A 25,729-nucleotide genomic window follows, 5' to 3' on the forward strand; every position below is an offset into this window, starting at 1 on the left:
CGGCCGAGGAGAGAAAAAACGCCGCCCGCAGCTCCCCTTGGGAACTCGCGGGCGGCGCTCAGGCCGTTCGCCTCTGCCTATTTGGCAAACGTCAGCTTGTCCAGATTTCCGACGTACCGCAGGGATGAGTCGGTCGATCCCTTGAAGACGACGCAGATGGTCTGCGTTCCGGACAACGTCCGAAGCAAATCTGCGCTTGCCGTCCTGTACGTGCCCCAGCCGCTGCCGGTATTCGGCAGGCTGACGGTGCCGACAAGCTCGCCGTCCTTGTCGTTCAACCGGATCTCCGCGACGACGTCGGCAGGCGTGCGGCTGGTCGGCGCGTCGTAGACGATTTCGACGCGGTTTTTGCCGGACGTGCCGAAGTCGAGGTTCGCGTAGGTCATCCATGCGCCGGCAAACGTGTTGCCGACGGTGGTGCCTCCGTTGTTGCTTTCGGTTTTCAACGGTTGGTTGTTAAACGTATTGACCGCCGTCGTCCACTCGGTGCGGTCCTCGAACTCGACGACGAGGTCGGGCTCGCTGAGCGCGAACGCCGCGTTGTCGTAGTTGCCGATGTACGGATGGTTCGTATCCGTCGTGCCGGTCAGCACGAGGTAGATGTCCTGAACGCCGGTCAGCGGCTCCGTCAGCTTGCCCGTCGCCGTCGCGTACGTGCCCCAAGAGCTTGCGGTCGGCGGCGTGCTCACCATGCCGACCCGCTCGCCGTCCGGGCTGCCGAGACGGACTTCGACCGCCGCGTCCGCCGCGACTCTGCCGCTGTTGCCGGAGTATTCGATCGCCAGCGTGTCGACGCCTTCGCCGCCGAAGTCCATCCGCTCGTAGGCGAGCCATGCGCCGTCGTACGTACCGGCGATCTGCAGCCCGCTTTTGCCTCCCTCGGTCTTCAGCGCGCCGCCCGACCATTCGTCGTAGCTCTCCAGCTCCAGCTTGGCATAATCGGTGCGAACCGGCTCGCTAAGCGAAAAGGAAGCATTGTCGAAGTTTCCGATGTACGGGTACGCCGAATCCGTCGTGCCGGTCAGCACGAGATAAATATCCTGGACGCCCGTCAGCGTCTGCGCAAGATCGATTTCCGCCGTTGCGTAGGTGCCCCAGGAGCTTGCGGTGGCCGGCGTATTCACCTTGCCGACGAGCATGCCTTCCGGGCTTCCGAGGCGAACTTCAACCGCCGCGTCCGCCGCGACTCTGCCGCTGTTGCCGGAATACTCGATCGCGAACTTGTTGACGCCCTCGCGGCCGAAATCCATATGCATGTAGGCCAGCCATGCGCCGGTGTACGTATTGGCGATTTGCTGTCCGCTCTTGCCGCCTTCGGTCTTGAGCGGCTGATTGTTGTATTGGTTTACGCCCGTCGACCATTCGTCATAGGTTTCCAGTTCCAGCTTGGCGTAGTCGGTCCGAATTTCCCGATAGCTCAGCGTCATCCGGTCGAAGTTGCCGATATACGGAAGCGCGCCGGTCGTCGAGCCTTTCAGGACGACGTACAGCGTCTGGGTTCCGGTCAAAGTTCTGGACAGCTGAACCCCGGCCGTCTTGTACGTGCTCCAGTCGCTGCCCGTAGCCGGCAGTTCGACCGTGCCGACCCCTTCGCCGTCCGGACTGCCCAGCCGCAGTTCGAGCGCGGCGTCCGCGGGCACTCTCGTCGAATTTCCGACGTATTCGACTTCAAAATAATTCGCGCCCTCGTCCCCGAGATCGACGTCCGCATAAGCAAGCCAAGCTCCGTCGAACGTGTTGGCGACGACGGTGCCGCCGTTGCCGCCTTCCGTCTTGAGCGGGTTGTTGTTAAAGCCGTTGACGGCCGAAGTCCATTCCGTATAGCTTTCGAACTCCAGCGTTCCGGGCGTTCCGCTGCCCGGCTCTTCGGGTTCTTCGGGGTCGACCGGTTCTTCCGGATCGATCGGACCGAGCGGCGGCAGCGGCTCCTTCTCCGGAACGGGCAGCGGTTCGGGCAGCGGCTCCTCCTTGACCGGAGGCTTCTCTCCCGGCGCCGGCTCGGTCTCGGGCTCCGTCACGACCGGCTCCGCGAGCCAAAGGGATTCGTAGACGTTGCCGTTGAAGGCGTCGACCAGATAGATATTGACCTTGAACTTGTCCGCGTTGACGTTGTAAATTTGCGTCAGCTCGAAGCCGCCTTTTTCCACTGGGAAGGACGTCGTCATCCAGGCGCGGTTTCCGCCGTCCATCAGTTGGAAAACGGCATAAGCCGAATCGGCATAGTCGCCCTTCAGCGTTCCCGTGACGCTGACTTCCATGTTGCCGGTCCGATCGACGTCTGCCTTCAAATCATAGACGTCCCACTGAATATCGGAGGTGTACGCGACATCGGAGGCCAGCGCCCGGCCGAAGGTCCGCCCCCGGCTCTCGTCCGCCTTGACGCGCACCTGCACCTGGCCGGCCTCGAAATCGAGCGGCCCAACCGTTTGGGGATTCGCCGCGACGGGCTTCCACGTCTTGCCGCCGTCCGTGCTGAACTCGTAGTCGGCCGGCTGCTCGAAGCCCGGGACCGCCGTCCAGCCGAACGTATTCGCTTTGTCGTCGACGACCGGCCCCGTCGGAGCGTCCGGTTTCTCCATCGGTTTGACTGCTTCGAGACGGAGGTCGAAGGCGATATCCGAACTGGTTGCATTCGCCTGGTGAACTTCGACGGCCAGCACGTTGGTGCCTTCGACCAGATAGGAAGGATCGATTTGGTAAGCGACCGCGTTCCTTTCGTCGTTTACGGTGACGTTAGCCAACGTATCGTAGCCGATCGTGCCGGAAGGCAGATTGGACCGGATGACTTCGTTCCCGTTCAAATAAACGACCGCGCCGTCGTCGCGAACGAGTTCCGCTTCAAGCTGAAGCAATCCTTCCGTATCGGACGCCTCGAACGTTTTGCGGAAATAGGTGGTCGGGTACTTGTTGTTCGCGTTCGCCCCGAAGCTCACCCTCGTTTTCGCATAACCCGTATTGTCGTACCCGAGCGGCGCGGCGCCGGAAGCCCAGGCGCTGTCGTCGAACGACGGGCTCGTCCAACCGTCGCCGGCATATTGCCCCTTGTCGTAATACTTCCAGGTCGATTCCGACGCGATCAGCTCTTTGCGTTCGAGCGAGCCGTCGATGTCGTCCGCGTATTCCGTCGTCGGCGGCGCCGCGCTTTCGGCTGCGCCCCAGCTCGTATTCGGCGTATCGCCCATTTCGAACGCCAGCGTGCCGCCTGCCATGATGTCGGCGTAGGAAATCCAGGCCTGATCGAAATTTTGGCCGTTCAGCGAGGCGGACTGAATGAAGCGGTTGTCCGAGGACACGTTGTTCGCCTTGATCGTAAACGTTTTGCCGCCGTCCAGATGAAGCGTCAACTCGTCGAAGATCGGGGAACCGATCAGGAAAATCGGGGTGCCCGGATTTCCCGGATACAGCCCCATCGCGCCGTACACGAACCAGGAAGCCATCGCCCCGGCATCGTCGTCCATCGACGGCAGGTAGCCTTCCGGATCCGCCCGGTAGACGCGGGCTTCGATCGGATACGCGTATGCCCCGTGGTTGTGGTATTTTTGCGTCACGACTTCCGTCGTATACTCCCTTACGTAGTACTGAGTCAGATAAGGATAACCCAAGTAGTTGAACAAATAGGGCACATGCAGATCGGGCTCGTTAATGGCTACATATTCCCCGATATCGAAGAAGTGCTGCAATTCCTTCGCCATTTCCGTTTTGCCGCCCATCAGCTCGGCCAGCCCGTCGATGTCCTGCTGGACGGACCAGCGGTACGTCCACAAGTTGCCTTAAAGCGTATTTGTCGACCGCGGTCACGTCCGCTTTGGCGACCGTACCGCCGTTCGGCGTGAAAAATCCGCGCTTGGTCCCGTTTTCGTCGACCTGATCCGGGTTCCAGAGCGATTTGTACGATTGGGCGACCGCCATATACTTGTTGTAGGTCTCCTCGTCGCCGAGCATTTCGGCAAGCTTCATCGTGAAGTAGGCGCTGAACGCCCTTTCCAGCTTCCCGGAGATTTCGCCGTCGCTTACGGAGAAGTTGTCCGCGTCGACCGCCATGCCCTGCAGCGCCTTGCGCGCGTCGAAGTCGGTGAATCCCTTCGCGTAGGCGTCCAGGATGACCGCGCCGTTGAACTCGTTCCGCACGGTCGGGCTCGGCCAATAGCCCTCGCCCCATTGGACGTACGAGCCTCTCGTGTCGTACAGGTCGACCAGCGATTTGACCATGTTTTCGTACTTTTTCGGCTCGAGAATGGAGAACAACGGGTATTTGCGATAGTCGTCCCATGTCGTCCAGCCGTTGTAGTATTCGAAGTCCTCGCCGAGCTCCGAAGCCTCGCGCACCGTGTTCTCGTCACGCGCCGCGCGGAACGTGCCGCCGGAGCTGGTGACGTTTTTCGGATGGAGGAAGGAGTGGTAAAGCTGGGTGTAGAACACCCGCTTGTTCTCCTCGTCGGCGCTTTTCACCTCCACCTTTTTCAGCACGTCGCTCCAGGCGCCGCGCGCGCGCTGATGCTGCGCTTCGAAATCCCAATCCGGGATGTCGTGCTCGCGCTCGAATTGCGCCTGCTCGACGCTGATCGGCGAGAGGCCGACTTTCGCCTGAACGACCGGGTTGTCCGCGGTGTCGAAATTCAGCCAAACGCCGCTGTTCGCCCCGGACCGTTCGGATACCTCGCCCGTTTCGTTCCCTGCCCAGGACGTGTACGAAGTAAAGTCGTGATCGAACTGAATGGAGAAGTAAAGCTTGTAATACCCGTGGCCGCAGACGTTTTTCGATTGGACCATGCCCGTAATCTCGTTGCTGCCGACGACCTTGAGATTCGCGTCCACCATTCCCGCGTACGAGTTGGACAAGTCGACGAGAACCGATCCGGTGCCGTTCCCCGGGAACGCATACCGGTGGAAGCCGGCGTTTTCGGACGCCGTCAGCTCGACCTCGACGCCGTTTGCCAGCGTCACGCCGTAATAGCCGGGGGAAGCTGATTCGCTGTTTTTGTCGTACGGCTCCTTGTATTCGTTGCTGTTTTTCGTGAAAGCGCCGGTCTGCGGCATCATCAAAATATTGCCGCCGGCGCCGCTGCAGCCGACGCCGCTGAAGCGCACCTGGGAAAAGCCTTTCAGGTTCTTGTCCTGATAGTAGTAGCCGCTGAACGCGCCGCCGTCGCTGTCCGGCCCCACATGAACGAGGCCGAACGGCAGCGTCGGTCCCGGATTGGTCTGCCCGTTGTCGCCCAGCGTGTTAATGAACGGGTCGACATAATCGATCGGCTGCAGATTAACCGCCGGTTCCGCCGGTGTCTGGCCGGGCTCCACTCCGTACAGCTCCACTTCGTAAATTCTCGTCGCATTGTTGTCGTAAGACGCCCGGTCGAAATAAATCATGACGTAACGGGCCGTGAACGCCGGGACTTGACGGTCGACGATCGTATGCGCGTTGTTCCGCACGACGTCGACTTCGACCCAGTTCTCGCCGTCATCGCTTTTCGCAAGCCGATAATCCTTCGAATTCCAGAATGGGCTGTTGGACGACTCCCCGATGGCCGCGTGCTGCACGATCCACTGGTTGATTTTGTATTCCTTGCCCAAATCAAGCTTGAGCCATTTCTTGGCGACGCCCGAATTGTCGCACCACTTGGTCGTCGTCTTGCCGTCGACCGCGTTGGCCGCCGCTTCGTTCGCATTGCACTGCCCCGAAGCCGTCGCCGTCGCGTTCAGCGCGACGTTCCAGGTCTTCGTCGTATCCGCGGCCGCGGACGATGCCGGTACGGTTTCCGCCGCGAATGCCGCGGACGGATTCATCGCGCCCAGCAGCAGCACTACCGTCATGACGGCCGCAATCAAGTTTTTAAACATGGCGATCGGGTCCTCCCGCTTTCGTATTAGTTCGTGACGTTCGGCAGCAGGCGATGGATCATCATGGCGACTTCGGCGCGCGTGACGGGGTTTTTCGGATAGAATCGTTCGCCGTCTCCCTGAATGAGGCCGAGGGACCGCGCCTCGTCGACAGAGGCCGCCGCCCAGGAGGAGATCCGATCTCCGTCGGCAAAGTCCGCCTTGCCCGCGCCGCTTTCGGCGAGGTCGAAATGCCCCGCCGCGCGGGCGAGCGCCACGACTGCTTCCTCGCGCGTAATTTCGTCGTCCGGCCGGAACAGGCCGTCATAGCCTTCGACGATGCCGAGCGAAGCCGCCTGCGCGACCTGTTCGGCGTAGTACTTGCCGGACGCCACGTCGCGGAACGGATTCGCCGCGTCCGCCGGAACCGCCGTTTCGTCCTGCCAGCCGACGGCGCGCATCAGCATCGTGGCGAACTCCCCGCGCGTAATGCTGCGGGCCGGCTCGTAGCGCGTCGCGTCGACGCCGGTGACGATATGCTTCGCGGCCAGCGACTTGACCGCCGTTTCGGCCCAATGCGCGGACAGATCCGCGAAGCTTTTGTCGTATTCGAGAATCGCGTACAGCGAGAAGTGATCGGCTTTGAACGTGAAAACGCCGTCCTTGAGCGAGCCTTTGATATATTCCGGCAACCCGCCGTTCACGTAGTAGACGCCCGCGAGGTCGGCCGCGATGGCGCTCGCCTGCTCCGGCGTCAATCGGATCGTCACGTAAGCGGGCTTGTCCAGATTGCCGATGTCCGTAACGCTCCCTCCGGCGACGTACTGAATGACGACCGAAAGCACGACGCCCGTCGGCTTGTAGGCCGGGTCCGCTTGAATCGACCGGCCGATCGTTTGGTTCGCTTCCGACGTCAGCGTCGCGTTGAGCACAAACCGTACTCTAGACGACGCGTCGTCGGAGCCGGCCAGCGCGCCGACCGAATAGCGGATCGAAACGGCCCCGGCGTTCAGGACCAATTCGAGATTTTTGTCCTTCAGCGCCTTGACCGAAGGTCCGGGCAGCTCGAGCGCGTCTCCGGACCGGATCGCTCCTTCGGGGAGCTCGATCGTCACCTCGCCGTCCGATTGTCGGATGGCCTCGTCCATCGCGCTTTGGCCGACGAGATACCGTCCGTCCGCCGCGAGCTGCGGCTTGACGACGGAGCCCGCCGCCGTCCCCGCGCTCTGCGGGATCGCGTCCGGATTCGCCGGAATCGGGATACCCGGGGTTGGCTCGGGATCCGGCGTTCCGGTCGGCGGTTCTTCGGGGTCCGGGTTGCCGCCCCCGCCGTCTCCGATCGTCCGAACGACGGAAAACGTCCCGCTGTCGACGGCCCCGCCGAACCCGGCGATCACCTCGTACGCTCCGTACGGCGCCAGATCGGCATCCGCCGGAATCGTTACGCTCGTCTCGTAGCGGCCCTCGTTTACCGCGATCTCGTCGATATAAAATACGGTCCGCGCGGGGCTTACGATTTTCACCGTAACTTCGCCCGTCTCGGCCGGAGTTGTGCCCGACATCGTGATCGTGCCGCCCCGCAGCACTTCCTTCGCGCTGATGCCCAGCTCGAAAGAAACGGCCGCGAACGCCGATACCGGCATTAGCGCGAATAGGGCGGCCAGAACGGCTGCTGCAACTTTTTTCACCGCGTTTGCTCCTCGTATAGTATTTTTTGAAAGCTCTTTTCGGTTAATTTCCAGCCCCCGAGGGGCTGGAAGAGCCATTCTAAATTTCCAGTTAGCTCCTTGAAAACTTAATTAGGGACTGGACTTTTCGGCATGCCTCTGGACAATGGAACTTATGGGTCCATTCGGGGAAATTCTTCTTGCTCCTGTAGCCACGTCTACATCAAAAGTCTGTTTCTCCGGTACTCGTTTGTGCTTCTTACCCGCTGGCCGTTCCCTTCGGCAACCCATGCCCGGCACTAGCAGATTCGGGGCAGCTCATGGCCCGAAGTGTGTTCTCATAGGCGAGGGTGATTGATCTGCGAGTGCGCCGGAGGCATCCCGGAGAGTCCGTTCCCTGAATTCCCTATCGAAAGGAGGAATTCCACTTGAAGCTGTTTGTCGGTATTGACGTCAGTTCGCAAGAACTGGAAGCGTGTTTCATGAACCCTGACGGCGACAAGCTTGAGACGCTTAAAGTGAAGAACGATTTGCAGGGGGCATCGCACCTGCGGGATCGTATCGTCGCCATGGCGGACAAGCAGTCGTCTTCCGAAATTCACATCGGGCTTGAGGCGACCTCGGTGTACAGCTGGCATCCTGCCATGTACATGCATCAGGATCCGGCGCTTCAAAAACGGAAGGCTAAGGTCTTCACCATTAACCCAAAGCTCATCAGCAAATTTCGAGAAGCATACCCGGATCTGGACAAGACCGATCGCCTCGATGCCTGGATTATCGCAGATCGTCTTCGTTTCGGCCGCCTGACGACCACCATCGTTTTGCAGGAGCAGTACGTCGCACTCCAGCGCTTGACGCGCATGCGTTTTCATCTCATTCATAATCTCACGCGAGAGAAACAGTACTTCCTGCAAAACCTGTTTTACAAGTGCAACGCCTTCACGACCGAAGTCGAGAGCTCTGTGTTCGGCCATGCCATTCTGGAGATGCTCTCTGAGAAGTACAGCCTTGACGATATCGCCACCATGGAAGTCGTCGATCTGGCCGATTACTTGCGAGACAAGGGCAAGAATCGCTTTCCCGATCCGGAGAACGTCGCCCGCTGCATTCAGAAGGCGGCCAGAGCCTCGTACAGGCTCTCCAAGGTCGTCGAAGATTCCATCGATCTGGTGCTTGGTGCGTCCATCCAAGCGATTCGGAGCATCCAGACCCAGCTTAAGGATTTGGACAAGGCCATTGAACGAATTCTCGATGGGATGCCCAGCTCCAAATGCTTACGCTCGGTTCCCGGTATCGACCGCGTGTACGCCGCCGGCATTATCGCCGAAATCGGCGACATTGAACGATTTAGCGATCAAGCCGCCGTGGCCAAGTACGCGGGCCTCACATGGCGTAAGCATCAGTCCGGCCCATTTGAGGCCGAAGACACCAAACGCATTAAATCCGGCAACCGATTCCTTCGCTATTACCTGGTTGAAGCTGCCAACTCGGTAAAGAACCACGATGTGGAATTCGGCGAGTACTACCGAAAGAAATACAGGGAAGTGCCCAAGCACCAACACAAACGCGCCCTCGTCTTAACGGCAAGAAAACTCGTGCGTCTGGTCGATGTGCTGCTACGCAACGACCAACTCTATACGCCTCGAAGGAAGGTGACGACTGCGAAGGATTGACGCCTCCTTTGCCAGAGTCCTCGACGGATTCCCAGTTAAAATCTGGTAAATACCTTGATTTTCAACTGGGTTTGATTTGATGTGCCCTTTTTTCTCGACTGAAACACTTGAATGCCAAGAAATTTTCCAGTTCATTCGATTTCAGGACTTGACATCATACCGCTGGACTCTCGTTCCGTCCATCACCGGTACACCTGCGCCCTGGCCAGCTGATCCGGCACGCTCGGATCGTTGTCGAACCGGTTCAGCACGAACACCTTGACGCTGTATTCGGTCCCGCTGACGTCAAAATATTGGGTTACGCTCAGCTCGTCGCGCGGGATCGGCACGGCATTGATCAATTGGGGCGTGTCCCCCTTGAGCAGTTGGAAGACGGCATAGGCCTCTCCGTCGTATTCCTCGAGCTTTTCGACCGTCGCATCCAGTTTGAGCCGCTCTCCCCGGGCAAGCTCGCCCTTGATTTGGTAAACGTCTCGCGCTCCGTTCAGCGTGTAAGGCTTGTCTGAGGCAAGGCTCGCGCCCGCCGGCCTTCCTTCGGCTTCGCTGGCCGCGACGCGCACCCGCACGTCGCCCGCCGCGTAAAGCCCGTCTCCGATCGGCTGCGGGTTTGCCGTCACGGGCGACCACGTCGCGCCGCCGTCCGTGCTGAATTCGTAGTCGGACAAATCGGCGTAGCCCGGCACGTTCGTCCAGCCGAACGTGTTGCGGCCGTCGTCCACGACCGGAGCCGTCGGCGCGGCGATTCCGCTGCCCGTCCATTCGACCGTGGCGGGAGCCGAGTTGTCGCGTTCGTCTACCGCCGTCACCGCGAATCGGTAGGTCGTCACTTCGTTCGTTCCCTCGATCGTGAAGCGATAGTCGGCCGCGCCCTCCGCAGCCGGCACGAAGGCGCTCCAATTCGCGCCCAGCCTTCCGCTCGTCTCGTAAATCCGGAAGCCCCGAACCGCATCGTTCTCGGCCGAATCCGCGGGTTTCGTCCACGACAATTCCGGCTTGCCGTCTTCCGTTTCCGATACCGACAGCCCTTGAACCGGCTCAGGCCGCCCGTCCGTCCGGACGATCGTATACGTATCGAACGGTTGTTCTTCGCCCGATCTGTACGATTCGATCGTGAAGCTGTCCTCCGTCATCCGGATGCCCGAGTAAATCGCCTTGTACGGCTGCTCGTATACCGCCGCATAGTACCGGTCGACGCCGTTTTTCAAATCGTAAAACTTGGTCCCGGACGCATTGTTGATCATGTACAGCGTGCCGTCCGGGTTCAGCGCGTTGCCGTTTTCGTCCGTCTCGACGCTTTCGACCGGCTTGTCGCCGTACATCTGGTGCGAGCGCATGTACGTATGGTCGTGGCCCTGAAGGACGACATCGATTCCAAGCTCGTCGAAGATAGGGTAAAGCGTTTTGCGCAGCTCCAAAATGTCGGCGTCCAGCGAATGTCCGCCCAGCGAATAGATCGCTTTATGAATCGCGACGACCTTCCACTTTTTGTCGGTCTCCGCCACTTCCCTCTTCAACCATTCGATCTGCTGCCTGAACGACTCTTTCTGCCGGTCGTCCCAGCCGATATCCATCGTATTGAGGACCATGAAGTGCGCATCGCCGTAGTCGAAGGAGTACACGGTGCCCTCGGGAAGCTCGTCGTCGATCGCACCGGTCGGGTAATTGAAATGATAAGAAAAATTGGAGTTATAAGGCCCTTCATGATTGCCGATCAGCGCCATCAGCGGGAGATCCATCAGCAAGTGCTGCGGTTTGCCGAAGTAGTCAAGCCACTGGGATTCCAGCGCTCCGGCATCCACCTGGTCGCCCGTCATCAACAAAAACTTGGCGTCCGGGTAGTCGGCCACGGCGTTCCCTAACGTTTCCGCCCACACTTCATAATCGTGCGTGTTCGAGCCCTGGGAGTCCGTCAAATAAAGAAAATCGTACGACGTCTCGCTGTCGGCCTCGGTCGTGAACGTCCCGGTCTCGCTCCAATTGCCGTCGCTGCCGACCCGGTACTTGTAAGCCGTGCCCGGCGTCAGGCCCTCGGCCAGCACCTTGTGGCTGATAAAAGAGCCGGTAGCGGAGCCGGTGATCCGCAGCGTCAGTGCCTGCGTCTCCTCCGGCTTGCCGACGAAACGCTTCGTCTGCGGCGAGCCGAACTCGGCGTCGGCCGGCACGATCTCGACGATGCTGTCCATGATGTTGGCCGGCGCCCTGTCCGGCCGGTCGTACCGCGTATACCAGGCGAACGCGCGGTTCGTCTTCGGACTGCCGTTAAACGACATCGCGATCGCGATCGGGGAATAGTCTACCGGTTCCGTTTCGTTCGACAGGTTGACCGGGCTGAACCGGAAGGCCGCCACCGGCGTGCCGTCCGCCTGCAGCAGGCCGGCTTGTCCGTCGTATGTAACGTTCAGCAGTTGGCCCGTCCTGACCGCCGTCTCCAGATGGAGCTTCAGCTCGGACGGAGCGCTGCCCGGCTCGACGCTTTCCAGCGCGATCGGCGAACCGTTTGCCGTCACGGCCAAATGATCCTTCAGTCCGTCCGGCAGCGTTCCCAGATCGGCATAGGTCGTCATCGTGACGCTAAGTCCGTCCGCCGCCGCGCTTGCCGCCACCGGGCCGTTGTAGGACGCCGGCAGGGTGAAGGCCGAGGCGGGCACGATCTCTTTGGCGAGCGTCGGCGTGGACCACCGCAAATACAGGTTCGATCCGCCGTAGTCTTCGAAGTACTCGACCTTGAAGTCGTACTTCTTCCCGCCTTCGAGGGCAACGGGCGCGCTCGTCTGCTCGACGTCCCAATCGTTCACCCAATGGTCAATGACCAATTGTCCGTCGATCCAGAGCCGGAAGCCGTTGTCTCCGATCATATAAAACGTATATTCGCCGGTCTCGGGCGGCGTGATTCGGCCCGTCCACCGTACGTTGGCGTCGTCCGAACGGCCTGTCCACGTTTGCAGCGGCTCTTCGAGATTCGAGAAGTTGATCTGCGTATCGATGACCGTCGCTTTATGTTCGCCGAAATCGAACGTCTCCGTTCCGGCGTAATACTCGCCCAGCAAGCCTTGATCCTTTCCGGCAATCGCGCTCGCGGCCAGCTCGACAGCCGGTTCGTTTCCGGCCGTTTCCAGGGTTTGCCCGCTCGCGGCCGTTTCCGCAGCCGTCTCGGCTCCCGCCGGTCCGCTTTCCGCCGCCTGCGCGAAATAGTAGCCCGAGCAAACGGAAGTCCACAGCATGACGGCAGCCAGCAAACGGCTGGTCCGCGCGGATAATTTTTTCACTTTGCGTTCCCTCCCGGTTGTGATGTAATGAATCGTTACAATGAGTAAGCATAGTTTTGTAGACGCCGCTCTTCAATTCATGCTCTATTAACGCAACGTTATCTTTTTGTTAAACTTCATAGAACGACAAAAAAACGCAGAACGAAAAGACCGTTCCCGGTCTCGTTCGTTTTGCGTTTCCGCGCAGCTTTTTGATTCCGTCTCTCGTTTGCAGACATTGTTCGGGAAATGAGCCGCTAGTCCCGATATCCCCTTCGCTCAGCAGCAACTATTCCCTATCGGCGGCTTCCGTCCCCTGCCAACGGCTTTTTATCCCCTATCGACGGCATCCGTACCGTTCCAGGAAACCCGGCTCTCATTCTCCTTCTCGGTTGCACGCTGCGGGTCGGACATTTTTTGCCCGTTCGGCCGGATTTGCGGACGATATCAACCCGAACGGAGAGGGAGATCGCATCGAGGAGCGCGGTGCGGCTTATCTACAGTGGATTTTGTCCAATCAAATCCGGTTTTTTCGCGAAGCCCTCGGGCTTGGTTGGATTTTGTCCAATCGAGCGAGGCCATTTTGTCCATTCCGACCGAAATCGCCGCTCCTCGTTGGATAAAATCCACTCTAGGTTGGATTTTCCGCGTTTTTCGCTTCTCCGATTGGATAAAATCCAACATAAGTTTCCGGACACGGGTATTCCGCCGCTTAAGCGATGCCCAAAGCAGGTTGTCTCGCCGACATCGGTTTCCTCTGCAGGCTTTCCGCCTCCATCGACCACCCAACCAAACTTCGTCGTCCTGAAGGACAGAGCATGCCGTTTTAGAAACTTGAACTTTCCGAATCGCGCAAAAAAAAACGTCCCCGCCGCGAAACGCTTGCCTCGCGCCGGGGACGTTTTTTTAGTAGAGGACGTCGGCCGCTCCCGCCTGCCTGAACAAGGCGTCGTTCCGTTCGACGGAACCGCCGTCCGCCACCAGCAGCATTTTGCCCTCGTCGATCGCTTCGGCGCACCGGTCCGCCCAGTCCGCCGGGATGCCCATGCGCTCCAGCGTTGCGTCGAATCCCGGCTCGTCCCGGTTCCAGTTCAAAAACCCGAGAACCGGAAACGCGGCCGCATTGCCGGACGAGCCGCCTCCTTGCAGGGTTCCGACAAAGGCCGCGGTCGGAACGCCGGCGTCTTCCTCGGCATAGCCGGCTCCGACGCCGTCCCTGCGCTCCTCTTCGCCCCGGATGCCGACCGCTTCTTCCATCGGAACGGTCAGCCCCCCGCTTAGCAGCGGCGAGTTTTCCGCATTTTTGACAATAACCCTTACCTGCGCTTCGTCCCTGCCGGCCGCGCGAAACCGCTCCACTGCGTCCATCACCTGCTGCTCCCGATCGAAAATGCCGATTGTCGTTGCCATCTGGCGTCTCCTCCTCGCGGCGCTTGCGAGAACCGCGATCGATTCGAGATCCGGTCCCGCAAACCCATTTGTTATCCTGCCTAGCGTTCCCCATTCGGGACGGCGTCATCGCCCGATCGAAAAAGGTTTTCGCGGCGCGGTGCCGATTACGGCTTCGGGATCGATCCGGTGGACGAGCGCCCTGGCGCGGGTCTCCTCCAGGCGATGGACGGTGCACAGCACGACCGGCGAAGCGGCGGCAATGCGGCTGCTTTTGTCCGGCAATTTCGTCACTTTGCGGTTCAATCCTTTAAGCAGGGCGTCTCCGATTTCATCGCTCCGGCTGCTGGCAATCCACAGCGTCCGCGTCATCGGGGAGCTTTTGAAGCCGACGCCCATTCCCCAAAACGCCAACGCGTATGCGACAAGGGAATGAAACGCCTCCGCCCACCCGATCAGCCATCCCGTGCAAAGCAGCAGCAGCGCGTTGAAGCCGTACAAAGCGTACACCGTCCAGTTGCGGGAAAAACGTTCGAGAAAATAGTCCGACAAGTCCAGGAATCCTCCGTACCGGATCACCCAGCCGATCCCGATCCCGAGGCACGAGCCGCCCGCGATCGACGCCAGCATCGGATTGACGGTCAGCACCGGAGCCGGATGAAGCAAAAACACCCCCGCGGAAAAAAGCAAAATGGAGAAAACCGCCGAGGGGCCGAAGCGCTTGACGACTTTCCGATAGCCCAGCAGCACGAAAGGAAGATTGAACAAAAACAGAAACAAGCCGAGCCGCATACCGGTAAAATGGGAAAATAAAGCCGACATTCCGGTCAATCCGCCCACGACCATCCGGTGCGGCATGAGAAACAGTTCCAACCCGACCGATGCCAGAATGGCGCCCGCCGCAACTCCCGTCCATTTTCGGACCGATCCTTCGGAAGACGGAACCGCGAAACGTTTCATCATGCAGCCTGACCCCTTCCTTTATATCGTTCTCAGCCGGAGGGGCTGTTTTCCTTTACACTCCTTTTGCTGAAATGAAACACTTTGTCGAGAAGCTTGTAGATCGCCTTCGTTTCTTTCGTCAAAAGCGGGCCGAGTACGGCCAGAATCAATACGTAGAGTGCGGCAAAAGGCTGCAGGATCGCCATTAATCCCCCGCTTTGCCCAGGTTGGCGACGATAATCGAAAATTCGCCGCGGGATACGATCGTAAGCCCGATGTTGGTCGAAGATTTGGGCGACAGTCCGGCGGACCGCCCGGCCAGCATGCCCGCGGCGAAATTCCCGATCAGCGTAACGATCACGGCTCCGACCGCAAGCACGATCGTCCTGCCTTCGATCAGCGTCGCCGGATCGATCGACAGCCCGAAGCTGAAGAAAAACAACGCGCCGAAAAAGTCGCGAAACGGCACGATCAAATGCTCGATCCGCTGCCTGTGCACCGTTTCCGCCAGCACGAGACCGACCAGCAGCGCCCCGATCGCTTCCGCCACGTGCAGCGTTTCGGAAAAACCGGCCACGATAAACAATACCGCGAAAATAATGAGCAAAAACACTTCGTTGGAACGGATATTCAGCGCCTTGTTCAGCAGCGGAACGGCTTTTCTTCCGATGATGAGCAGCGCCAGCATGAATCCGAGCGCGATGCCTGCCGACACCAGAACGCCGCCGAGCGAAGCCGAACCGCTCAGCACGAGACCGGAGAGAATCGATAAATAGACGGCGAGAAACACGTCTTCGAACATGATGATGCCCAGAATCATTTCGGTTTCCGGATTGGCCGTCCGCTTCAAATCGACGAGCACCTTCGCCACGATCGCGGACGAAGAAATCGTCGTGACCCCCGCGATGATCAGCACTTCCTTGAGCGGAAAGCCCATCGCGAAACCGAATGCCAGTCCGAGCGTGAAATTGATCGCGATATAAATGCTTCCGCCGACGACGATGCTTTTCCCCGCTTTGATCAGCCGGCCGACGGAAAACTCGAGTCCGAGATAGAACAACAGGAACAGGACGCCGATCCGCCCCATGACTTCGATCAGCGGGGCGCTGTTAATAAAGCGCAAGTCGAAGTGGCCCCAATGAAAGGCGTGCGGGCCGACGGCCATCCCGATCAAAATGTAAAACGGAATGACCGAAAACCTTAGTTTGGTGGCCAGCAGACCTACCGCCGCAACCAGGGCGATGGCGATTCCGATTTCGAGTACGATGTGCGTCAGATCCATTTAGCCGCCCCCGTTCGCGAGAATTTCCTTGAACTTTTTCTGCTGATGTCTCTCGCCCATGACGACGATGGTCGCTTCCGGGGTCAGCACGTAATCGGGGCCGGGGTTCGTTTGTTTTTGCTGGTTTTTGGCCACGACCGCGATGACGGTGACGCCGGAATTTTTGCGGATGTTCAATTCGCCGATCGTTTTGCCGACGCATTTGCTCGCGGGCTCCAGTTTGTACCACTCGATCACGAGCTCGTCGAAAGCCATCTCGATATTTTCCAGCGATTTCGGCTTGTACGAGAGGCCACCGATAATGCCGGCCACCTGGCGAGACTCCTCGTCCGTCAGCGTAACCATGGAGATGGAGTCGTCCGGATCGTCGTGATCGAAGTGGTAAATCTCCCTTCGCCCGTCGTCGTGAACGATAATGACCAGCTTGTCTCCGCTGTCCGCAACCATTTGGAACTTTCTTCCGATTGCGGGAAGCTCGGATTCGCGAATGTTCATGGTTTGAAACCTCCACTATATTCATTTTTTAGGTTTGGCGAGCACAGAACGGCCGCGCCGCCGTTTCCGCGCCCTTCTCATCGGTGCTCCGGCCGCTTATCGGCTTAAATGGGTACGCGAAAACAAGCGTACGGCCGTGCCGAAAAAAAACGAACGCACCTACGTTGCGAAAACTTCGAAATGGAGAATGCCTTAAAATCGCGCTTCGTTTGAAATCAAAGCGAGCGCCAACGCAAATCGAATATTTGAAAAGGGGGTTAAAAATCAAGACACGAAATTGGAAGTAAATTTAAGAGGAATTAAATAAAGCCGTTTAAGACGGAGGGAAATCGCGGGATACGCGTACGACAAACAAACCCTCGGGCGATCGATTGCGCGCTCGGGCTTGACGAGTCTGAACAGCAGGACGAGCAAAGCGCCCGCGGCCGCCAACGCTTTCTTCGCGAAGGACGTTTGCGAAGCTCCGACGGCGTTCGAGTTGGAAACCATCAGCTGCCCCATCGTCACGCGGTTGTTCTCGCTTATCAAGCTTTCGGACTCGGGAAACGGGATGAAGGGAATCGACAAAAAAAGCATAAAAAACAGCAGCAGCCATTTCGTCGTCGAGCGGGTCTGTTTTGTCCGTGTCATTTCGCTCACCTCCTCGTCCGCTCAAGATTTGCATCAACCGATAAGTCAAGGATACCACAAGACGGGCTTTCGGGCCAAACCCGGTCACCCTATTTTTATCATATTCCCGGCGTTTTAGCCGTATCCATTTTACATCAAGCGGTTTGCAGCCGCGCTTCGGAGGTGTGCAATGAGCAACCAGGCGCTTCAAATCGGTTATGTCAGCACTTACGTGCCGAAAAAATGCGGTTTGGCCACCTACACCCATCATCTAAGGGAAGCGGTGGGTGCGGTCAAAAACGCCTCCTCGCCCGATCCCGTCATCGCCCTGTGCGATCCGGAGGAAGCGGGCCTTTACGACGAACAATTTCATTTTCCGCTGCGGCGGCACGAACCCGCGGATTACGTCGAAATGGCCGATATCGTCAATCGCAGCCCCATTCGGATTTTATCGCTTCAGCATGAATTCGGCATTTTCGGCGGCGAGGCGGGGGCGTACGTGCTGGAATTTCTGGAGCGGGTTAAAAAGCCGGTCGTCACCACTTTCCATACCGTGTTCGAGCATCCGAGCGAGCCTTACGCTTCGGTTCAGGCGAAAATCGCGGCCCGAAGCGAGCATATCCATGTCATGAACCGCAGGGCCATCGGTTATCTCCACGACAGCTTCGACATTCCGTTGGACAAAATCTCCTTTATTCCGCACGGGAGCCCGGTTCCGGACCGGAAAGAACAAAAGTCGACGCGCCTGAAATACGGATGGGAAAATCGCAAGGTGCTGTTCCAATTCGGCCTGCTCAGCCGGAGCAAAGGCGTGGAATCGCTTTTGCGGGCGGTTGCCCAAGCGGTGAAGGCCGTCCCCGACCTTCTCTATATCATCGCCGGCCAGACGCATCCCGAGGTCCGCAAGCGCGAGGGCGAAGCGTACCGGGAGGAGCTGTCCTCGCTCGTCGAGCAGCTCGGCCTGACGCATCATGTGCGGATGATCAACCGCTATTTGCCGGAAGACGAGCTGACGGCGCTCATTTCCGCTTGCGACCTCTACGTTACGCCGTATCCCGGCTTGCAGCAGATTACGAGCGGAACGCTCGCTTACGCCGCCGGCCTCGGGCGCCCGATTTTGAGCACCCCGTACAGCTACGCGAAGGATCTTGTGCAGGGCTACGAGGGACTCCTGCTTCCCTATGGAGACACGGAAGCCTGGAGCGGAAAAATCATCGAGCTGTTTACGTATCCCGAGCTGCTCGCCCATTGCGAAAAATGGATGGCCGACATCGGCAGCAGCATGCAGTGGCCCCAGGTAGGAGCGCAGTACCTGGGGCTGCTCGAGCGCGTGGCGGCGAAAACGTCCTGGAGCATGGCGGATGTCGGCTAATGCCGCTTATCGGCGGCCCGGTGCGCCCTCCTTCCGTCATCTGCGCCGTTTGACGGACGACACCGGGTTGCTCGAGCATGCGCTCGGACGCATTCCGAGACGCAAGGAAGGCTATACGACCGACGACAACGCGCGCGCGCTGTGGGCGGTATCCGAGTGGCTGGCTCCGGAACGCGCGGAGCGGCTCGCTCCCGGCGAGCGGGAACAGCTGGCTTCGCTTGCCGACGTTTACCTGGCCTTCCTGCTCTGGAGCCAGCGCGAAGACGGATGGTTTCACAACAACGTCGCCTATACCCGGATTCCGGAACCGGAGTCGGCATCCCACGATTGCCAGGGCCGATCCCTGTACGGATGCGCTGTCGCCTGGGTCCGGCTCGAAGCCGGCCAGAGGGAAACGGCCTTCGTCATGCTTCAACAGGCGATGGGGACGATCGGCCGGATCGGTTCGCTGCGCGGGCGGGCGTTCGCCCTCGCCGCGTGCGCCGAGCTGCTCGATGCCGCCCGGCTCGGAATGATCGTTCTGCCGGACGGCTGGCGGGAGGAGCTCCGCGACCATCTGTTTCGCCTGGAGGAGCTGCTGCTCGACGCATACCGGGAAGGGTCGCGCGGCGACTGGCATTGGTTCGAGCCGATCATGACCTACGGCAACGGCGTTCTCCCGTGGGCGCTGCTCCGGGCGTACCGCGTCACGCGGCGAACCGAAGCGCTGGAGGTCGGACTCGACAGCCTGTCCTTCCTGCAGCAGGCGATGACGACCGAAGGCGGATGGTTCAGGCCGATCGGGAACGAGCAGTGGCGAACCCGCGAGGTTGCGAGCCGCTGGGACCAGCAGCCGCTGGAAATCTTCAAGCTCGCGCTCGCTTTCGAGGAAGCGGCGACGGCGCTGGAAGCGGCGCGGAAAGACGGCGTCTTCCTCGTCGTTTCGCCGGATCTCGCCAACGGCGGGAGCGGCCGGCGCCGGGAGACCGGCGCGCTGGCGGCGGCTCGCCCCGCGATCGGATCCGCCGCTTCGGCCGGCAAGACCGCGTCCGAAGCCGTCCTGGCGGCGCCTGGCGATATGGGCGGCTTGGCCGGATTGGAAGGAACGGTCGCCGAAATCGGCGAGTTTATCGCGACGCTGCGGCAGCTGCGCAACCGCTGTCTCGACTGGTTTTTCGGGGGGAACGATTTGCGGGTGCAAATGGTCGATCCCCGGGACGGATCGTGCTGCGACGGCCTGCAAAAAAACGGGCCCAACATGAACTGCGGCGCCGAGGCCGCGCTTTCGTATTTGATGACCGAGGCGCTGTGCGCCCCGCGTTGATCGGGAATGTTTAGAATTTGTTCAGAGGGGGGAGATACACTGGAAAAAAAAGCGAGATTTTCGCCGCCGGAGGTAGACATACATGACGATGTCCAGAAGAAACGAGCCGTTTCGCTACGCATTCCATCCCGGACAGCCTTGCTTGATTCGGCCGTACGAGATCAACGGAAATCGCGTTGCAAGCGGCAAACAAGCCGAAGCCACTATGCTGGACCTCAGCCAAGGCGGCGGCAAACTCGAAACCGCGTTGAATTTCCGGCTTTCCCATAACGAATGCAAAATCGTGCTGTCGCTGAACCTGACCCGGACCCTCGAATTGCGCGGAACGCTCGTCTGGGAGGAACGGAGGGCTCACGACTACCAGTACGGCGTCCGCTTCGACGATGCTCATCGGCAGGAAATCACCGACGAGTTGAAAGCATTCGCGAAGCTCAAGCATCAGCAGGCGGAAGAAGCCAAATTGGCCCACGTTTGACCCGAGGGGGCCGGCAGCGGAAATCGCGCTCCCGGACACCCTCGTTCGTTCACCGCTCGCGAAGCCGTTTGAGCGCTTCCCCGAAATCGTCCGGCAGCGGCGCGCTTACGGACAGCTTCTCCCCGGTCCACGGATGGAACCAGAGAAGCCGCTCCCCGTGCAGCGCCTGCCGGGAAATGAGGCCGCGTTTGCCGCCGTACAAGCCGTCTCCGGCCAGCGGGTGGCCGATGGCCGACAGATGGACGCGAATCTGATGCGTCCTGCCCGTTTCCAGCCGCAGCCGGACAAGCGTGTGGTCCCCGAATCTCTCCACCACCTCGTAATGCGTAACCGCCGGATCTCCCGTTTCGCTTACCCTTCTCCGCGTGGAATGATGGCGGTCCTGCCCGATCGGCTTGTCGATTTTCCCCTTGTCCTGGGCGATGACGCCTTCCGCCAAAGCCAAATAAATCCGCTCGATCTTTTTCTCCCGCATCGCCTTGTCGTACTGGTAGTGGGCGAATTCGTTCTTCGCGTAGAGAACCGGTCCCGTCGTTTCCTTGTCGATACGGTGGATATGCCGGATTCTGACGTTCTGGTTCGACATTTCGTAATAGGACGATACCGCGTGGGCAAGCGTCCGACGCTGCCCCTTCTCGCTCGGATGCACCTCGATGCCGGACGGCTTGTTCACGACGAGCGTAAAGTCGTCTTCGTACAACACGTTCAGCTCCATCCAGTCCGGCGGAAAATCCCGCTCTTCGTCCGGAAACAGCTGCAGCCGGAGCGTCGATCCCTGCAGCTGCGCGCCCTTGGACTGAAGCAGCTTCGCGATGAGCTTCGGCGGAAGCGGCGTAAGCTTCATGGCCTGCGGCAGCGGCGCGCCTGCGGCTCCGTCCGGAAGCTTGACGTCCACCCAATCGCCCCGCCGTCTTCCCAGCTTCGGCGGCGCGCCCGCCGCCGCGCCGGCGGGGAGCCTGCGGCCGCTTGCCGCCGCGCCGCCGCCGACCGTCGCGGCAAATTTGCCGCCGGCCGCGGCGGACCTGCCGGCGCCGGCGGTTCTGCCGCGCGCTTCGGCGAACCTCGCCCCCGCCGCGGCCGATCTGCCTCCCGCGCGGGCGATTTTGCCGCCCGTTTCAGCCCGCCGGCTGCCGGACCCGGCTCCCCGGCCCGCCGCCGCGGACGCTTTTGCCCCCGGCTTCCCGCCGCCGGCCTTCGCGGTTCTTGCGCCCGCCCTGTCCGTTCTGTGATTCCGTTCTTGATTTCGCTGCCGGTTCCTGCCGGATCCGCTCATGTTTTATCCACTCCGATCGCCGGTTTCGCACAAAATATACGGGAAGGGAACGCAATTGTCAAATTGCGCCTTGCCGATTCCGCAGCCAGCTTCGAAGCGCCCATTTCCGTTCCCTGCGTTTCATGTATTTGGGCAGCGTACGGTAAATATCCAGGCATTCCCGGTTCGCCTGGCGGGCTTGCTCCTCCCGGCCAAGCCTCGCATAGACGGTTCCCAGCCGAAAGTAGGCTTCGCAGGAGGACGAATGAATTTCCTGGAACTGGCGCAAATAATCCAGCGCTTTTTCCGCGTCCCGGTCCGCGTACGCTTCCGCAAGCCGCAAATAAGGCAGCCCGTATTTAACGCGGGGGCTGATGTCCAGCGCCTTCAGCATCGCCTTTTCCCCTTGCTCGATTTGGCCGAGTCCGAGCTCGGCAAGTCCCAAATCGCTCCAATACTCCGCCGAATGTTCCATTTGGCGCTCGATGCCGAGCAGCACCTCGCGGGCTTCGCGGAACTTTTTCGCCTCGATATGCAGGTGCGCGAGCTCGGATTTGGCGGAAACGTCATGCGGATTGACCGCCAGCTGCCGCTTCAGCTTCGCGGCGGCGCTGCGGCGGCGGAACGGGCGGACGAGACTCGGCGTCAAGCCGATGAAGCGCCGCTCCAAAAAATAGAGAACGATCAACAGGACGAGCAGCGCCACGAATGGATTGCCCAGCAGCGCCCACAGCAAACCGAAAAGAAAAAAAGTTTTCATTTCGTCTTTTTCCTCCCTCTGCTTTCTCGTTGCCGATTTTCCCCGGATCGTTTCCCGCTATGGCGTAACCGGCCTGACCCTGCGCGTGGCCGGGGCTTCCAACGGATTGTCGGGCCAAAAGTGCTTCGGATAGCGTCCTTTCAAATCTTTTCGCACTTCGAAATACCCGGTCCGCCAAAAGCTCGCCAAATCTTTCGTCACCTGGACCGGACGCTGGGCGGGGGACAGCAGGTGCAGCGTCAGCGGCACCCGCCCTCCGGCGATGCGCGGCGTCTCCGGCTGGCCGAACATCTCCTGAAGCCGGACCGCGAGCGCCGGAGCTTCCGGATCCGAATAGTCGATCGGCAGGCGCGATCCGCTCGGAACGACGACGTGCGTCGGAGCGGCTTCGTCCAGCTTGCGGCGCCGTTCCCAGTCAAGCGACGCTTCCAGCGCGCTCGCCAGCTGCAGCCGCTGCAGGTCGGCCCGGCTTTTCATGCCGTGGACGTGCGGGGCGAGCCATTCCGGAGCGGAAGCGGCAAGCGCCTCGTCCGACCAGTCCGGCCAGGTTTCGTCATGGCGCCGCAGGAACCGAACCCGTTCCTGAAGCTGCCTCGCGGAGCGGGTCCAAGGCAGCAGGCGCAGCCCTTCCGTTCGGACGCCCTCCAGCAAAGCCGCCGTCACCGCTTCCGGATCCGGCCGGGAAAGCGGACGCTCCGCCAACGTGATCGCCCCCAGCTTGCGAACGCTTCTGGCGCGCACCGCCTGGGCGCCGGCATCCCATGCGACCGATTCGGTTTCCTGAATCCAGCCGGCGAAATGCCGCTCCAGCTCCGCTTCCTCCAAAGCCGCGGCGAGCTGGATGCGCCCCTCCTGGCCCTGGTCGTCGAGCTCCGCGACGACGACGAATTCCGCTTGGGCGAGCGGCGCGTTTTCGGACATGACCGCCCCCCTGCCGCCGCTTAGCGTATAGCGCCCGGGACCGCGCCGGCGGCCGATCCGGTCGGGATAGGCGAAGCCGAGCAGAACGCCGATCGCGGAGACGGACCGGCCGCCGGTCGCCGGTGCCGGTCCCGCCGGAGCGTTCGCACCGCTCGCGGACGGGCGGTTCGCGCCCGCCTCATGCGGGGCGGGCAAAGCCGGCGCGGCGAGCGAGCGGCGAAGCTCCCTCGCCTCGGCAAGCAGCCGTTCGCGCGCGCGCTCGTCGACGGCCGCCGCGGCGGCCCCGCCCCGCAGCGCTTCGACGCGCAAGCCGATGTCCGGGCTGCGGCCGGCTTCGCCCCGCAGCGGATCGCGGTCGCCGAGCAGCGCCGCCAGCTCGCTCGCGAGCACGGTATGGCCGAGCACTTCGGCCATGAGCAGCATGTGCGCGAGCCGCGGATGCGCGCCGAGCGCAGCCATGCGGCGGCCGTGCGGCGTCAGCGCGCCGTCCGCCGTCAAGGCGCCGAGCGAGCGCAGCAGCTCGACCGCTTGCGCGTAAGCCGCTGCCGGCGGCGGGTCGAGCCAGGCCAGCTCGAGCGGATCGGCGACGCCCCAAACCGCCAGATCGAGCGCGAGCGCCGCCAGGTCGGTTTCGCGAATTTCCGGCGCGCCGGCCGGCGCGAGCTGCCGGTCCTCCTCCTCCGTCCACAGCCGCCAGCACGCGCCGGGGGCGACGCGTCCCGCGCGCCCTCGCCGCTGGTCCGCGGACGCCCGCGACACCCGGATCGTCTCCAGGCGGGACATGCCGGTGCGCGGCGAAAACCGCGGCACCCGCATGAGTCCGCTGTCGACGACGATGCGAACCCCCGGCACGGTCAGGCTCGATTCCGCCACCGACGTGGACAGCACGACCTTGCGCCGTCCCTCCGGACTCGGCGCGACGGCCCGGTCCTGCGCCTCCTGCGGCAAACTGCCGTGCAGCGGCGCCACGTCCACCGGCCGGCCCGCGAGCGCCGGCCGCAGCCGCGCCTCCGCGCGCCGGATTTCCCCGGCGCCGGGCAAAAACACGAGCGCGTCGCCCTCGGGATAGAGGGCTAGCGCCTCGAGGACGGCCGCCGCGACGGCGTCCTCGATCGGCCCCTCCGCCCGCCGCGCCGCGTACCGCGTCTCGACGGGATGCATGCGGCCGGGGCACTCGATGACCGGCGCCCCGCCCAGCAGCTCCGCGACCGGCTCCGTCGCCAGCGTCGCGGACATGACGAGCAGCCGCAAGTCGTCCCGGAACAGCTCGCGCGACTGCAGGCACAGCGCGAGCCCCAGATCGGCTTGCAAGCTCCGTTCGTGGAATTCGTCGAAAATGACGATTCCGACCTCCTCCAGCGCCGGATCGGCCTGCAGCATCCGCGTCAGCACGCCTTCCGTTACCACCTCGATCCGGGTGCGCGGCCCGATCCGCGTGTCCATGCGCACGCGGTAGCCTACCGTTTCGCCGACCGTCTCGCCCAGCGAGGCCGCCATAAAACGCGCGGCGCTGCGGGCCGCGAGCCTCCGCGGCTCCAGCAGCACGATTTTCCTTCCCTGCAGCCACTCTTCCCGCAGCAGCGCGATCGGCACGCGCGTCGTTTTGCCCGCGCCCGGAGCCGCCGCCAGCACCGCCATCCGCTCGGTTCGCAGCGCCTCCGCCAAGTCCGGGATCGACCGGTCGATCGGCATCGATGACATTCCCGCTTCCTCCCCGCAATCCGTTTCTCTCTTCAGCTTATCATGTTTGCCTTTCGCCGATAAATTCGGCCGCTTGGGCCAGCCCCGCTGCCGGCTCTCCGACGCCGAAATATTCGAGGCCGACGTAACCGCCGTAACCCGCTTCCCGCAACGCCTTGAAGACGTACGGGTAGTTGATTTCCCCGATGTGCAGCTCATGGCGGCCCGGGTGCCCGGCCGCGTGAAGATGCCCGATCAGCGGGAGATTGGCGGTCATCCTCCGGATCAGGTCGCCTTCCGTGATCTGCTGGTGATAAATATCGTAAAGCGCTTTAACGTTCGGGCTGCCGACCTCCCGCAGCAGCGCGAACGTTTCCTCGGACGAGGACAAAAAATAACCGGGGTGATCGACCGCCGTGTTGAGCGGCTCGACAAGCAGGGTGATGTCGGATGCCTCCAGCAAAGGCGCGCACTCCCGCAGCCCGTCGATCATATGCTGAGTTTGAACGGCCCGCTCGACGCCCGGGCGGTCCGCTCCCGTCTGGGTAATCAAGCGTTTGCAGCCGAGCCGGCCGGCCGCCTCGATCGATTCCTTGAGTCCCCGGATATAATCGCCGCGGGCTTCCGGATCGAGAAGCGTGACGAATTTCGTGCAAAACGCCGCCACCTCCAGCCCGTGCTCATCTTTCGCTTTCCGGATGGCGTCCAGATCCTTGTCCCACCACGACCAAAATTCGACCGCGCCGATTCCCGCTTCGCGCGTTTGCCTCATCGCCTCCGCGCTGTCCGTTCCGCGGAACACCGCGTCGATACATACCGACAATTTCATGAAAAAAGCACCCCCGAC

Annotated in this window: 16 protein-coding genes and 1 pseudogene; 4 read left to right on the forward strand and 13 right to left on the reverse strand. The window is 61.2% G+C overall.

Going from position 1 to position 25,729, the window contains the following annotated elements:
* Positions 1-77 precede the first annotated feature (77 nt).
* From JW799_RS29165 to JW799_RS02965, 3 genes are read right to left on the reverse strand one after another with little or no spacing between them, the layout of a single operon-like run.
* Positions 78-3,710 (reverse strand): carbohydrate-binding protein, encoded by a 3,633-nt coding sequence (locus tag JW799_RS29165; RefSeq protein WP_275901496.1) that lies wholly within the window; start codon positions 3,708-3,710, stop codon positions 78-80.
* A complete protein-coding gene (locus tag JW799_RS29170; RefSeq protein ID WP_275901431.1) occupies positions 3,640-5,838 on the reverse strand; it encodes a glycoside hydrolase domain-containing protein in 2,199 nt (732 codons plus the stop codon). The genes JW799_RS29165 and JW799_RS29170 overlap by 71 nt, the downstream gene beginning before the upstream one ends.
* A gap of 26 nt (positions 5,839-5,864) precedes the next feature.
* Positions 5,865-7,505, reverse strand: coding sequence for an S-layer homology domain-containing protein (locus JW799_RS02965; RefSeq protein WP_176220767.1), 1,641 nt, complete (start codon positions 7,503-7,505; stop codon positions 5,865-5,867).
* Between the two features lie 407 nt (positions 7,506-7,912).
* Between JW799_RS02965 and JW799_RS02970 the strand changes: the two genes are divergently transcribed.
* On the forward strand, positions 7,913-9,157 hold the full coding sequence (locus JW799_RS02970) for an IS110 family RNA-guided transposase (RefSeq protein ID WP_205428623.1): 1,245 nt from the start codon (positions 7,913-7,915) through the stop codon (positions 9,155-9,157).
* Positions 9,158-9,339: 182 nt separating this feature from the next.
* On the opposite strand, the gene JW799_RS02975 is transcribed toward JW799_RS02970, so the two are convergent.
* The 6 genes and pseudogenes from JW799_RS02975 to JW799_RS03000 all read right to left on the reverse strand — a co-directional run bounded on the left by JW799_RS02975 (position 9,340) and on the right by JW799_RS03000 (position 17,140).
* Positions 9,340-12,423 carry a PA14 domain-containing protein gene (locus tag JW799_RS02975; protein ID WP_338026210.1) on the reverse strand — a complete coding sequence of 1,028 codons (3,084 nt, stop codon included), beginning with the start codon at positions 12,421-12,423 and terminating at the stop codon, positions 9,340-9,342.
* A gap of 885 nt (positions 12,424-13,308) precedes the next feature.
* Positions 13,309-13,812, reverse strand: a complete 504-nt coding sequence (locus JW799_RS02980; RefSeq protein WP_080836010.1) for a hypothetical protein — start codon at positions 13,810-13,812, stop codon at positions 13,309-13,311.
* A gap of 105 nt (positions 13,813-13,917) precedes the next feature.
* Complete coding sequence (locus tag JW799_RS02985) at positions 13,918-14,754, reverse strand: YitT family protein (protein WP_080836008.1); 837 nt, start codon at positions 14,752-14,754, stop codon at positions 13,918-13,920.
* 29 nt (positions 14,755-14,783) lie between these two features.
* Positions 14,784-16,009: pseudogene (locus JW799_RS02990) on the reverse strand (cation:proton antiporter).
* Positions 16,010-16,015: 6 nt separating this feature from the next.
* Positions 16,016-16,510: a cation:proton antiporter regulatory subunit gene (locus tag JW799_RS02995; protein WP_080836006.1), complete on the reverse strand. Its 495-nt coding sequence runs from the start codon at positions 16,508-16,510 to the stop codon at positions 16,016-16,018.
* Positions 16,511-16,774: 264 nt separating this feature from the next.
* Positions 16,775-17,140, reverse strand: a complete 366-nt coding sequence (locus tag JW799_RS03000) for a hypothetical protein (protein ID WP_205428624.1) — start codon at positions 17,138-17,140, stop codon at positions 16,775-16,777.
* Positions 17,141-17,309: 169 nt separating this feature from the next.
* Here JW799_RS03000 and JW799_RS03005 point away from each other — a divergent pair, with 169 nt between their 5' ends.
* The 3 genes from JW799_RS03005 (at position 17,310) to JW799_RS03015 (ending at position 20,269) form a co-directional block, all read left to right on the forward strand.
* Entirely contained in the window at positions 17,310-18,491 is a 1,182-nt protein-coding gene (locus tag JW799_RS03005; protein ID WP_080836002.1) for a glycosyltransferase family 4 protein, read from the forward strand.
* Positions 18,481-19,794: a hypothetical protein gene (locus JW799_RS03010; protein WP_205428625.1), complete on the forward strand. Its 1,314-nt coding sequence runs from the start codon at positions 18,481-18,483 to the stop codon at positions 19,792-19,794. Before JW799_RS03005 ends, JW799_RS03010 begins: the two co-directional genes overlap by 11 nt.
* An 82-nt stretch (positions 19,795-19,876) precedes the next feature.
* Positions 19,877-20,269, forward strand: coding sequence for a PilZ domain-containing protein (locus JW799_RS03015; protein ID WP_080835999.1), 393 nt, complete (start codon positions 19,877-19,879; stop codon positions 20,267-20,269).
* A gap of 49 nt (positions 20,270-20,318) precedes the next feature.
* Here JW799_RS03015 and JW799_RS29175 read toward each other — a convergent pair whose 3' ends face one another.
* Genes JW799_RS29175 through JW799_RS03035 form a run of 4 tightly spaced genes read right to left on the reverse strand, consistent with a single transcriptional unit; the run spans position 20,319 to position 25,711 of the window.
* Positions 20,319-21,542, reverse strand: a complete 1,224-nt coding sequence (locus JW799_RS29175; RefSeq protein WP_275901432.1) for an RluA family pseudouridine synthase — start codon at positions 21,540-21,542, stop codon at positions 20,319-20,321.
* Between the two features lie 58 nt (positions 21,543-21,600).
* On the reverse strand, positions 21,601-22,281 hold the full coding sequence (locus tag JW799_RS03025) for a tetratricopeptide repeat protein (RefSeq protein ID WP_205428626.1): 681 nt from the start codon (positions 22,279-22,281) through the stop codon (positions 21,601-21,603).
* A gap of 57 nt (positions 22,282-22,338) precedes the next feature.
* Entirely contained in the window at positions 22,339-24,903 is a 2,565-nt protein-coding gene (gene hrpB / locus JW799_RS03030) for an ATP-dependent helicase HrpB (protein ID WP_205428627.1), read from the reverse strand.
* 40 nt (positions 24,904-24,943) lie between these two features.
* The gene (locus JW799_RS03035) at positions 24,944-25,711 is read right to left on the reverse strand and encodes a hydroxypyruvate isomerase family protein (protein ID WP_205428628.1); all 768 of its coding nucleotides are present in this window, start codon (positions 25,709-25,711) and stop codon (positions 24,944-24,946) included.
* Between the last annotated feature and the right edge of the window lie 18 nt (positions 25,712-25,729).

The sequence above is a fragment of the Cohnella algarum genome, assembly GCF_016937515.1.
Lineage (GTDB): Bacteria > Bacillota > Bacilli > Paenibacillales > Paenibacillaceae > Cohnella > Cohnella algarum.

Bases quoted from the DNA above. Each gene is read 5' to 3' on its own strand.
- JW799_RS03025 (WP_205428626.1), bottom strand. From the start codon at position 22,281: ATGAAAACTTTTTTTCTTTTCGGTTTGCTGTGGGCGCTGCTGGGCAAT.
- hrpB (WP_205428627.1), bottom strand. From the start codon at position 24,903: ATGTCATCGATGCCGATCGACCGGTCGATCCCGGACTTGGCGGAGGCG.
- JW799_RS29170 (WP_275901431.1), bottom strand. From the start codon at position 5,838: ATGTTTAAAAACTTGATTGCGGCCGTCATGACGGTAGTGCTGCTGCTG.
- JW799_RS29175 (WP_275901432.1), bottom strand. From the start codon at position 21,542: ATGAGCGGATCCGGCAGGAACCGGCAGCGAAATCAAGAACGGAATCAC.
- JW799_RS03035 (WP_205428628.1), bottom strand. From the start codon at position 25,711: ATGAAATTGTCGGTATGTATCGACGCGGTGTTCCGCGGAACGGACAGC.
- JW799_RS03010 (WP_205428625.1), top strand. From the start codon at position 18,481: ATGTCGGCTAATGCCGCTTATCGGCGGCCCGGTGCGCCCTCCTTCCGT.
- JW799_RS03005 (WP_080836002.1), top strand. From the start codon at position 17,310: ATGAGCAACCAGGCGCTTCAAATCGGTTATGTCAGCACTTACGTGCCG.
- JW799_RS02985 (WP_080836008.1), bottom strand. From the start codon at position 14,754: ATGATGAAACGTTTCGCGGTTCCGTCTTCCGAAGGATCGGTCCGAAAA.
- JW799_RS03015 (WP_080835999.1), top strand. From the start codon at position 19,877: ATGACGATGTCCAGAAGAAACGAGCCGTTTCGCTACGCATTCCATCCC.
- JW799_RS29165 (WP_275901496.1), bottom strand. From the start codon at position 3,710: ATGGGCGGCAAAACGGAAATGGCGAAGGAATTGCAGCACTTCTTCGAT.
- JW799_RS03000 (WP_205428624.1), bottom strand. From the start codon at position 17,140: ATGACACGGACAAAACAGACCCGCTCGACGACGAAATGGCTGCTGCTG.
- JW799_RS02995 (WP_080836006.1), bottom strand. From the start codon at position 16,510: ATGAACATTCGCGAATCCGAGCTTCCCGCAATCGGAAGAAAGTTCCAA.
- JW799_RS02980 (WP_080836010.1), bottom strand. From the start codon at position 13,812: ATGGCAACGACAATCGGCATTTTCGATCGGGAGCAGCAGGTGATGGAC.